Consider the following 10,881-nt stretch of genomic DNA (forward strand, 5'->3'; position numbering starts at 1 on the left):
CTATCCTTTTTTTGAACTTTAAGTATTAGATATAACATAGAATGATAATAAAATAGTATACGTTTTCTACTATTATGATGTAAAATAGAAGTATATGAGAGGTATATGAACGGAGGTATCATTATGAAAGCCTATGTACAAGTTTATACAGGAGAAGGTAAGGGTAAAACAACGGCGGCCATCGGTTTAGCCATTCGCGCTATTGGGGCGGGCAAAAAGGTTTTATTCTTGCAATTTATGAAGTCTAAAGTATATAGTGAACACAATGTGTTACCTAATATAGAAAACTTGACGCTGGAAACGGTGGGGAAACCATTTTTCATTATTAAAAAAGGTATGAAAAGTCCAGATGAGTTAGCTCGTTGGGGTGATGAAGTAGTCGTATTTGAAGCGGGCAATCCCCCTAAGGATTATGTAGCGCTCATTGAAAAAGGTTATGACCATGCACTAGAGGCTATTCAATCTGGGGATTATGATTTAGTTATCCTTGATGAATATAATATGGCATTATTCTTTGAACTCATTAGTTGGGAGAAAACACAGGCCTTGTTAGATACGCGTAATCCTGAAACAGAATTAGTCTTTACAGGCCGTGGGGCCCCACAGGAGTTGTTGGATGCAGCAGATCTAGTAACGGAAATGAAGGAAGTCAAACATTATTATATGCAAGGTGTTATGGCTCGTAAGGGTATTGAAAGCTAAGGAGGTGCGGTAATGAGCGGTATTGCTATAGCTGCCCTCGTTATATTGATTCTACTAGTTGCGATTATACTCATTATATTATTGACTCCTATAACCTATGCTATTGAAGTGAATGGGCGGAGTCCTTATAAAGGTGAAGTTAAAGTTAACTGGTTATGGCGTGTCCTGTCTGTGCATTTAGCATATTTAGAAGGCAAGCCACTATTTAAACAAGTATATTTGTTAGGAAAACAACGAATTGGCCCTATTCGTGACTATGAGGATTGGCTCAATCATCGGGTAGAACAAGAGTTTAATGCATCTATGGCAGAGGAAGAAATGGATGCTGTAAAATCCGAGGCCAAAGCTACAGAACCTGGTGTTGGTGGTACAGACCATACGAATGAAACTGATGAAAGGTCTGACACTGGAACGGAGAAAACCGTTAAGGAACCCTTAGTAGAAAAGGTAACCTTTGATAAAGAGGGCAAGGTTCAGGACACGGTTTATAAAACCGATGAACATGGTGAAACTGTAATGCGTGAAGTCCCAGTGGACGAAGCGAAAACTGATGATACACAATCTGGTGAAAGTGCCAAGGGCGCAGATGATGTTAAGGCTAGTAGTACAGAGGCACCAAAATCTAGTATCGACAAGTTTTGGTGGGCTAAGCATGTGAAGAATGTGGCCTTGTGGGAACAATTGATGCTCATAGGTAAACGATCCTATTTACATTCCAAACCACGGGATATGTTTGTTGAAGGCCGATTTGGCTTAGGTGATCCGTTCCGCACAGGAATGTTGGCTAGCGCTATTTATGCGATTTGGCCTGAAAAAATAGATGATATTGAGCTGGAATATGCGAAATTCCATGCCGAAGGCAGTGGTCATATTAAGGGACGTATTATTCTTGGAGTTCTTGCTTGGTATGGCACTCGTTTCGCACTTTCACAACCGGTACGTGCATTATTAAGTGATGTCATTCATGTGTTGTGGACGAAACAAAAGGAAAGACGAGCGGCACGATTACAAGAGAAGAAGTTACAGGTGCAAGATTAATTAATTTACGATATAATAACAGTATCAATTCTAGAGAGGACACTAGAATTACATATACTATAGTTAGTGGAGGTACACTATGGATAGCAATAATGTAAAAGAAAACTTGGAAACTCTATTTGAGAAATTTAAAAATATGATTAAGGTTGAGTCCGTTGTAGGCGAAGCTGTAACAATCGGCGATGCTACATTGGTGCCATTCGTAGATGTAACCTTTGGTTTTGGTACAGGTACCCACCACAGTGATTCTAAACAACACGAATGTGGTGGCGGTGGCGGCGGTGCCAAAATGGAACCAACTGCTATTTTAGTTATTAAAGGTGAACGTATTGAATTGTTCAATATCAAAGGTAGTGCAAGCACTAATAGCTTTGATCGTCTAATTGGTTTGGTACCAGAGGTTATTTCTCAATTACGCTCTGACAAATACATTTATTTAAATGACGATAATAATCAATAATAGACACTGACGGTTGTTATACTGCGGTGTGATATAGTATAGTGCAGATTGATACAATGGCTCTTGATATAGGTATTGTAAGACTTTTGTAAGCACTTAGATAACAAGGGTTCATGGTTATTTCATGAACCCTTGTTATTCTATGTACAAGACAAGTGTATAACTAGTGGATTGATATATAGTCTTATGTGCGTTATAATATAAGAATAGTGTTAGAGTTGTTTAAACTCTTTTAAGGAGGATTTCGAGATGAATTTGAAGAAAAAAATTACCACACTTGCAGTGTTAGGCGTAATGGTTACAGCTGTAGCAAGTGCTGCTAATATTGGTGTAGTGAATATGAATCAAGTAGTAAGTAGCTACCCTGGTTATGGTGCTATCGATATGAAAATGCAAGCCGTAACTAACGAATACCGTCCAAAAATTGAAAAAGAAATGGAAGCGGTTAATAAAATCCAAGACAAAACTAAAGCTAAAGCTCAATATGATGCTAAAGTAGTACCTTTGATTAAAAAAGCAAACGAAGAAGCTGAAAAAATTGCTGGTCCTATGTTGGATTCCATTCACAGCAAAATCGAAGCTATTCGCGTAGCTAAAGGTCTTGATGTAGTAGTTGATGATCTTGGTGCTATCCAAGCTGCTGACACAAACAGCAAAGTTGAAAATGTAACTCCAGACGTAGTTGCATCTTTGAAATAATTGAAGGATTATAAGAGCCCCGTGGGAAACCACGGGGCTTTGTTGCGTCTATATGACTAGTAAGGGCGCTGGCTTATCAATTTTGCATTGCGTAGCGTGCAAAATTGATAAGCCAGCGCCTTTTACAGGTGAAACAAAAAAGGTGGGGCCTAGGCCTCACCCTTTGATGTTTCTGTATTATTCTGGTTTTGTTACTAGGTTTACAACGAATTCGCTGTCTTCTAATAATGTTGCTTGAATGTAGTTATCGCCGTTAAAGTTCAATACTTGGCCCGGCACTAATACATGTTCTTCTGTTTCGTTTAAGAAGACTTGTACTTTACCTTTTACTACGGTGAAGATTACGTTAGCTTCTGGGTGATTATGTTTTTCTACTTGATTACCAGCTACGCCGCTTTTTTTCACGATAACGAAGTTAGGCCCTTTGAATAATAAACCGAGTTCTTCTTTTACTGTGCCGTTCATAGTGCACCTCCATGTATGAATTATTTTATGAATGTTTGTAGTATAGAAATCAGTAGTTATATCATAAAATAATTAAAATCTATTATTTAGCTTGAATGCTGTATAAACGTGTGCCGTTTTCCTCTGTGGTAACGAATTCGAATTTGTAGGAAATTGCTTTCACAAAGAACTCGAACCATGTTTGGTACGCGAGACTCATGAATTGAGGATCCACACCTGCTGTGCGCCAGTAACCGGATTGTAAACGATGATCGCCAACCCATTGGTATTTGTCGTCGCCGTCAGCCACTACTTGGTCGCCACCGTCGCAAGGCATACCATTTACGTAAAAGTTTTGCAATGCATTGTAGATATCGCCAGCTGTTTCACCTTGTAGGGAATCCTTGCCCACCGTACCGCACGCTGTGCCTTGTGTTGCGAAGGCATCAAGGATTTGTGCGATTACTTGAACACCTTCATCACCAGTATTTGTATCTAATAAATCTTTGATGAAAGCTGCTTCGCGAACGGAAGCTGTTGTGATTTGGCCTTGTAACCAACCGTGGATATTGCCGTGGTCGATAATATCCTCCAGTGGTGTAGCGGGATCGATAGGGGAGCCGTATGTATCTACAGACATTTCGTGTAGTTCATCTGCCAAGTCATCGATAACAGAGCGAGTTTTTTCTAGTACTAGATTTTCGCGTTCTGCTAACAATTGGATTTTTTTGTATAACCAGTAATGAATGTGACCAAGAAATGCTGACATGTTATGCTCCTTTACGTGCTGTTTCTAATTTTTCAACTAAATCGTATACGTTGACACCGTGAATCTCAGCTGCTTGCCACAATGGTTCTGCAGTGGAGGATGGGCAACCTAGGCAACCCATGCCGATGCTTTGTAATACAGGTACTACATTTGGATATGTATCTACAATATCACGGATGATAGTGTTTTCAGTAATAGGTTGACCTGCAGATAAACGATCAGGCTCAACCAATGGATCATTACCTTGACCTGGTAATTTTACAACCGGCTCAGCTGCTGCTGGTTTAGAGGATACAGCGCCCATTGGGGATACTGCATTGTCTGCTAAATCGCCAAGTACTGCCGCTTTGAAAGTATCTAAACCGATGCGGTCGATGAATTCGCCCATGCGTTCGATTTGTGCATTAGCTTTGTAGTATTCAACGATGCGATCTACTAAATCAAGAACTTCTTTTTCAGTTTCTACGTGAGCGATAAGGTCGCCGATACGAGGGTGAGCGCCACCGCTGCCACCTGCGTATACATCCCAACCATCAACGCCACCGATAACCCCAACGTCTTTCATAGCAGATTCAGCACAAGAGTTAAGGCAACCAGACACGCCCATTTTCATTTTGGAGGGCATTTCTTTGGAAATATATTTACGTTCCAATTGCATACCTAAATGCACGCTGTCTTGTTTTGCACGTTTACAGAATGTTGTACCTGGGCAGATTTTTACGCTACGCACGCGATTAGATGTGGAGTACGCTGGTTCCATACCAAGCATTGCCCATGCTGCATCTACGTCTTCTGCTTTAAGATTTGTAATCATGATGCGTTGGCTACCAGTTAATTTTAAAACTGCCCCAAATTTGTTCGCTACATCGATATATTTTTGTAATTGATCAGGTTGAATGAAACCTGCTGGAATACGAGGGGTAATTGCATAACGGTGTTGGCCATTTTTAATACGTTGTAAATTAGCTGCGATTTGTGCCATGATGTTCCTTTCTTGAGTCTTCACTTTGGAGCAGTGCTCTGTATAAGCAGCCCCGAACTACTTAGTTTCCTTATTGTGTGAAACGTATCCTATATGTTTGAATGTATTTTGAATTAATAGGTGATCGTTATTTCATCACCTTATGTGCCTAGTATACAACTTTCACATGAATTAAGTTGTATCCATAGCTACACTTTCAAAAAGAATTTCAAATTTTTTCTATATATGTATTATACTATAGAAATGACACAGTGAATGTGACGGTTTATGCATAGTTGATAGTATGTTTTACTATTGATTGTGAAAGTAATTGGTCAACTAGTCTAAATGTAAGAGTGGGCCCTGCCCGAATTAATATAGAGGAAGATTATGAAAGTTTTATATGATACAGTTTTGAAAGGCACCTTTGTTCGTCGGCCTAATCGATTTGTGGTGCACATTGAATTAGATGGCCAAGAGGTGGCGGCCCATTTACCTAATCCAGGACGCATGTGGGAATTATTGTTCCCTGGCGTCATCATGTATGCAGTGCCTCATGCGAAACCTGATGCAAAGACAGCGTACCGCATCGTTGGCATCGAGCGTGACGGACAAGTCATTATGTTGGACACAAATTATAGCAATGATGTGGCACAATACCTCATTGAAAATAAATTGATTCCTGGTTGGGAAAACTGGCGCGTTGTTCGTCGTGAGTATACGGTGGGCAAGAGTCGATTTGATTTGTTATTAACGAATGACGATGGTGATGATTTCCTATTGGAGGTTAAATCTTGTACATTGTTTAGCAACACTGGCGCCATGTTCCCAGATGCTATTACGGAGCGAGGGCGAAAACATTTAGAGCATTTACGTCATCTCCAAGATGCAGGCTATCACACGGGCGTATTGTTCTTGGTGCAATGGGACAGAGCCAAATGGTTTTTACCAGATTACCATACAGATCTTGAGTTTGCTCGTACCTTTAAAGAGGTGGCCCTATATTTAGATTGGAAAGCAGTGTCCCTTCGTTGGGATGAAAGTTTCTCCATGCCAGAGGTAGTCGGTGAATGTGCCTACGAGCCAGCTGTACTTGACCGCGAGGCTCATGATGCAGGTGATTATATTATGGTGCTCCATCTTGATGCGGACACCGATATGGAGATTGGTTCTAAAGGGATGATGCATTTCCAGAAGGGCTATTACATGTACATCGGTTCTGCGAAAGACAATTTAACGAAACGCATGGAACGCCATAAACGTAAGCGCAAGAAAATGCATTGGCATTTGGATTATTTCCGTGGCGCTTGCGAAGTTGTGGCGGCGATGCCGGTGCGGACCAGTGAGGACTATGAGTGCGAGTTGGCGAGAGCGGTGAGTACAATAGCCGATTGGGAGGTAAGACATTTTGGATGTTCGGATTGCAACTGCGGAAGCCACTTGTACGGACTACATAGCAACCCAGTGCATGATCCACGTTTTATGATGATAATAGAAAACTTCCGTATGAATGCGCTAGATAAACTAATTAATCAGTAGACATGGGGGGGGAGGGATATATATTGCCTTCGTCTCACTGAAGGGGACCTTCAAAGTTCGACTCAGACAACATATATCCCTCTTCACGCAGTTTAGCCCCCAGAGTATATTAGTTTATTTAGCGCATCATCGTTGTACGGGAGTTTTCTATCACATCAAACGTAGAGGCTGACTGGGTTGCGGTGGGACCGTACAGGTATGCATACCGAGTTGCATAGAGGTTCCAAGAATGATTACGGTCCTACACGGTTTGTGCTCTGGTATAGAGGTGGGATGTGATTTACGGTGCTCCGCTCTTTAGTGCGTTGCACTAAATTTGCTACGTAGGTGTTAGAGAGGGGTGTGTAATTTAGTCGTGACAGCTCGTTGGCGTTGCCAACATTGCTACGATGTAGCTGTGAAGGTAGGGCGTAATGTACGGCTTGTCGCTCGTTGACGACTACGTCAACATTGCTCTGAGGTATATTAATATAACTATTATTTGAAGGACAGCAACGATTATTTTTGCTTACTAGTGATTAGGATAAATGTAGTGTTTTCGGCACTTTCACCATGGTTGCGTTAAATTTGCCTGAAATAATGCGATTTTTTAGAATGGTGGGTATTGGATGTCTAAAAAATGGATTGATGGGCGTTAGAGGGCGAAATTTTAAATTTTGTTGGTAAAGTGGCATGAAAACTGCTATAATAGAGACTGAATTAGTATGAAATGTTTTAAGAATGAGGTGAGAACGTGGAAGAAACGACCTGGAGTCATGGGAATATTACGCCTGTCCAGATTGAAAAAGAAATGAAGAACGCCTATATCGATTATGCGATGAGCGTAATTGTTATGCGTGCGTTACCAGATGTTCGTGATGGGTTGAAGCCGGTGCATCGTCGTATTTTGTACGCTATGCATGAAATGGGTATGACCCCAAATAAACCATACAAGAAATCCGCCCGTATTGTCGGTGACGTTCTCGGTAAATATCATCCACATGGTGATAGTTCCGTATATGATGCGACTGTGCGTTTGGCGCAGGATTTTAATACTCGTTACTTGATGGTCGATGGTCATGGTAACTTTGGTTCCATCGATGGTGACTCAGCGGCTGCGATGCGTTATACAGAAGTACGTATGGCTCGCATCACCCAAGAGATGTTGGTGGATATCGACAAGGAAACTGTTGATTTCATGCCGAACTATGATGAATCCCTTCAAGAACCAACTGTATTGCCAGCAAAAATCCCTAATCTGTTGATTAATGGTTCCAGCGGTATTGCCGTTGGTATGGCGACGAACATTCCACCTCATAACTTGAACGAGGTTGCTGATGGCTTGATTATGCTCATCGATAATCCTGCTATTGAGGTTGAGGATTTGATGAAAGCTATCAAAGGTCCAGATTTCCCTACAGGGGCATTGATCTTGGGTCGCGAAGGCATCAAAAAGGCTTATACAACTGGCCGTGGCAGTGTAAAAATGCGCGCTTGTGCAACCATTGAGGAAATGGCGAAGGGCAAACACAAAATCATTGTTACAGAAATTCCTTACCAAGTTAACAAGGCTCGCGTTATTGAAACTATCGCTGACCTTAGCCGTGACAAGGTAATTGACGGTATTACTGCTCTTCGTGATGAAAGTGACCGCCAAGGTATGCGCATTGTTATCGAACTTCGTGCGGATGTGCAACCAGATATCGTATTAAACAAATTATATAAACATACACAATTGCAAGATTCCTTCGGGGTTATCATGCTTGCATTGGTGGATGGTCATCCGAAAGTATTAACATTGAAACAAGTATTGTCTCATTACTTGGATCATCGTTTGGGCGTTATCGTACGCCGTACGCAATTCGAATTGAACAAAGCTGAAGCGCGTGCTCATATTTTGGAAGGTTTGTTAATTGCCTTAGACCACATTGACGAAGTTATCGCTACGATTCGTAGTTCTCAAACTGACGAAATCGCGAAAAACGCGTTGATGAACAAATTCAAACTTTCAGAAAAACAAGCTGTAGCCATCCTTGACATGCGTTTACGCCGTTTGACAGGTTTGGAACGCGACAAAATTGAAGATGAATACAAGGGATTACAAGCATTGATTGCAGATTTGAAAGCTATTCTAGCTAGCGAAGAGCGTCAACGTCAAATTATCAAGGACGAATTAGAAGAGATGAAGAAAAAATACGGCGACCCTCGTCGTAGCGAAATCACTATTGATACATCCGACCTTGATGTAGAAGACCTCATCGCTGACGAAGAAATGGTAATTACCTTGACTAAACAAGGGTATATTAAACGCATGAACGTCAATGTATACCGCAACCAACATAAAGGTGGCGTAGGCGTTGTGGGCATCAAGACGAAAGAGGACGATTACGTTCACCAAATCATGCATGTTCGCACACATAATACATTGTTGTTCTTCACTTCCACAGGTCGTACGTATCGTTTGAAAGCCTATGAAGTACCAGAGGCATCTAGCCGTAATTCTCGCGGTACTGCCATGGTTAATGTATTACCACTCGCTGTTGGTGAAAGTGTAACTACTATGATTGATCTTGAAAAGATTCATGCTGATGTGAACTTGTTCATGGTCACTCGCAATGGCGTTGTAAAACGTACAGCTATTGAAGAGTATCGTAATATTCGTCGCAGTGGATTAAATGCTATTAATCTTGATGAAGGGGACAGTTTGATTTCCATTAACGTTACCACTGGTCAAGATGATGTATTAATTGGTACTAAAAAAGGTATTGCTATTCGCTTTGACGAAAATGATGCGCGTTTATTAAAACGTGCTGCTCATGGCGTGCGTGGCATTAAATTAAATGCTGGTGATGAGGTTGTGGGCGCAGGCATTATTGGTAGCGAAGATACAGACGTACAAGTATTTACTATTAGTGAAGAAGGCTTCGGTAAACGTAATGAATCCGCTGCGTATAGCAGACAAAATCGTGGTGGCAAAGGTTCTAAGAACTTTAAAATCACTGATAAAACTGGAGACGTTGTAGCTGTAGAGATCGTTAAAAATAGTGATGAAATTATGTTGATTTCTGAACAAGGTAAAATTATCCGCTTTAATATGAATGATATTGCTGTTAAAAAAGGCAAAGCCATCTCTGGCGTGAAAACACAAAATTTGGATAGTGGTGATAAAGTTGCCTCCATTGCAGTGATTCCAGCAGAAGAAATGGAAAGTGAACAAGAGACATTAGATTTCTAGACTAGATATAGAATCGAATTGGCATTGTAATCACTGTACTATCATGATTTGAATTAGAATGCTATATAGTAAATAAAGGAGAGTGTCCAATGTGGCACTCTCTTTTTTATACTACTATAACAAGGTAAAACTCTGTAAGAAGTAGCTGTATCTCAGTATGATGTGATAAGTCTATATATAATACAGTAAGAAAGTGCTGTAAGTGTATATATAATAGAGACATTTGTAGTGTGAGAATATAACGCATATGTTTTATTAAACTTTTATGATTAAATATCCTGTAGATGAATAGAGAATAAACGTCGATTATCTACAGGATATTGATTTATAAAGATTCTATAGTAAAATTTGTAAAAAATAGGTCTTGCAAAGGTAAAGACAATGTACTATAATACACATACGGCCTTGAAAGAGACTGTATATTTTTTGTTAAAGCACAACTCGTTGTGACATAACAAAAATCACTTAATGAAAATTGAGTGAAAAAAGATTATAAAAAGTGTTGACATGAACATGTCGATGTGATATTATAATCTAGTCGCCAGTTGGCAGCGCTAAGCTGAAAACACGGCGCAGATCTTTGAAAACTGAACAATGATAGGTAATCATTTCGAAAGAAATGAACATATGCCAGAGTGCGGGTTTCATTAAATGAAACCAACCAAAAAATTCAAGTTGCTATCAGCAACGACAACAAAAAATGAGCTACTCGAATAGCTTCAAGATATCTTGGAGAGTTTGATCCTGGCTCAGGACGAACGCTGGCGGCGTGCTTAACACATGCAAGTCGAACGAAGAGCGATGGGAGCTTGCTCCTATCAATCTTAGTGGCGAACGGGTGAGTAACGCGTAATCAACCTGCCCTTCAATGGGGGACAACAGTTGGAAACGACTGCTAATACCGCATACGATCGTAATTCGGCATCGAGATACGATGAAAGGTGGCCTCTATTTATAAGCTATCGTTGAAGGAGGGGATTGCGTCTGATTAGCTAGTTGGAGGGGTAACGGCCCACCAAGGCAATGATCAGTAGCCGGTCTGAGAGGATGAACGG

9 protein-coding genes and 1 rRNA gene are annotated in these 10,881 nt (G+C 40.7%); 7 read left to right on the plus strand and 3 right to left on the minus strand.

The genetic code is table 11. The annotated features are described in order from the left end of the window. The first annotated feature begins 123 nt into the window (after nt 1-123). The 4 genes from RVY80_RS02615 to RVY80_RS02630 all read left to right on the plus strand — a co-directional run bounded on the left by RVY80_RS02615 (nt 124) and on the right by RVY80_RS02630 (nt 2,899). Nucleotides 124-702: a cob(I)yrinic acid a,c-diamide adenosyltransferase gene (locus tag RVY80_RS02615; protein ID WP_295190292.1), complete on the plus strand. Its 579-nt coding sequence runs from the start codon at nt 124-126 to the stop codon at nt 700-702. Nucleotides 703-714: 12 nt separating this feature from the next. Then, the gene (locus RVY80_RS02620; protein WP_317329562.1) at nt 715-1,740 is read left to right on the plus strand and encodes a hypothetical protein; all 1,026 of its coding nucleotides are present in this window, start codon (nt 715-717) and stop codon (nt 1,738-1,740) included. 79 nt (nt 1,741-1,819) lie between these two features. Beyond that, on the plus strand, nt 1,820-2,200 hold the full coding sequence (locus tag RVY80_RS02625) for a GerW family sporulation protein (RefSeq protein WP_295190224.1): 381 nt from the start codon (nt 1,820-1,822) through the stop codon (nt 2,198-2,200). A 249-nt stretch (nt 2,201-2,449) separates the two neighbouring features. Beyond that, nucleotides 2,450-2,899 (plus strand): OmpH family outer membrane protein, encoded by a 450-nt coding sequence (locus RVY80_RS02630; RefSeq protein ID WP_317329563.1) that lies wholly within the window; start codon nt 2,450-2,452, stop codon nt 2,897-2,899. Between the two features lie 177 nt (nt 2,900-3,076). Here the strand turns inward: RVY80_RS02630 and RVY80_RS02635 are convergent, their stop codons facing one another. The 3 genes from RVY80_RS02635 to RVY80_RS02645 form a co-directional block, all read right to left on the minus strand. Next, on the minus strand, nt 3,077-3,364 hold the full coding sequence (locus tag RVY80_RS02635; RefSeq protein ID WP_295190218.1) for a cupin domain-containing protein: 288 nt from the start codon (nt 3,362-3,364) through the stop codon (nt 3,077-3,079). 82 nt (nt 3,365-3,446) lie between these two features. Continuing rightward, nucleotides 3,447-4,112: a hypothetical protein gene (locus tag RVY80_RS02640; RefSeq protein ID WP_310746442.1), complete on the minus strand. Its 666-nt coding sequence runs from the start codon at nt 4,110-4,112 to the stop codon at nt 3,447-3,449. Nucleotide 4,113: 1 nt separating this feature from the next. After that, nucleotides 4,114-5,094 carry a DUF1858 domain-containing protein gene (locus RVY80_RS02645; RefSeq protein ID WP_317329564.1) on the minus strand — a complete coding sequence of 327 codons (981 nt, stop codon included), beginning with the start codon at nt 5,092-5,094 and terminating at the stop codon, nt 4,114-4,116. Between the two features lie 369 nt (nt 5,095-5,463). Here RVY80_RS02645 and sfsA point away from each other — a divergent pair, with 369 nt between their 5' ends. The 3 genes from sfsA to RVY80_RS02660 form a co-directional block, all read left to right on the plus strand. Next, nucleotides 5,464-6,612: a DNA/RNA nuclease SfsA gene (sfsA, locus tag RVY80_RS02650; RefSeq protein ID WP_317329565.1), complete on the plus strand. Its 1,149-nt coding sequence runs from the start codon at nt 5,464-5,466 to the stop codon at nt 6,610-6,612. A 733-nt stretch (nt 6,613-7,345) separates the two neighbouring features. Further along, on the plus strand, nt 7,346-9,826 hold the full coding sequence (gene gyrA / locus RVY80_RS02655) for a DNA gyrase subunit A (protein ID WP_317329566.1): 2,481 nt from the start codon (nt 7,346-7,348) through the stop codon (nt 9,824-9,826). A 726-nt stretch (nt 9,827-10,552) separates the two neighbouring features. Beyond that, a 16S ribosomal RNA gene (locus tag RVY80_RS02660) occupies nt 10,553-10,881 on the plus strand; the annotation flags it as partial.

This window comes from Veillonella absiana (assembly GCF_032970865.1).
GTDB classification, from domain to species: domain Bacteria; phylum Bacillota; class Negativicutes; order Veillonellales; family Veillonellaceae; genus Veillonella; species Veillonella absiana.

What these genes read in the sequence shown, in the direction of transcription:
- RVY80_RS02615 (WP_295190292.1), top strand. Translation starts at nt 124, where the DNA reads ATGAAAGCCTATGTACAAGTTTATACAGGAGAAGGTAAGGGTAAAACA.
- RVY80_RS02620 (WP_317329562.1), top strand. Translation starts at nt 715, where the DNA reads ATGAGCGGTATTGCTATAGCTGCCCTCGTTATATTGATTCTACTAGTT.
- RVY80_RS02625 (WP_295190224.1), top strand. Translation starts at nt 1,820, where the DNA reads ATGGATAGCAATAATGTAAAAGAAAACTTGGAAACTCTATTTGAGAAA.
- RVY80_RS02630 (WP_317329563.1), top strand. Translation starts at nt 2,450, where the DNA reads ATGAATTTGAAGAAAAAAATTACCACACTTGCAGTGTTAGGCGTAATG.
- RVY80_RS02635 (WP_295190218.1), bottom strand. Translation starts at nt 3,364, where the DNA reads ATGAACGGCACAGTAAAAGAAGAACTCGGTTTATTATTCAAAGGGCCT.
- RVY80_RS02640 (WP_310746442.1), bottom strand. Translation starts at nt 4,112, where the DNA reads ATGTCAGCATTTCTTGGTCACATTCATTACTGGTTATACAAAAAAATC.
- RVY80_RS02645 (WP_317329564.1), bottom strand. Translation starts at nt 5,094, where the DNA reads ATGGCACAAATCGCAGCTAATTTACAACGTATTAAAAATGGCCAACAC.
- sfsA (WP_317329565.1), top strand. Translation starts at nt 5,464, where the DNA reads ATGAAAGTTTTATATGATACAGTTTTGAAAGGCACCTTTGTTCGTCGG.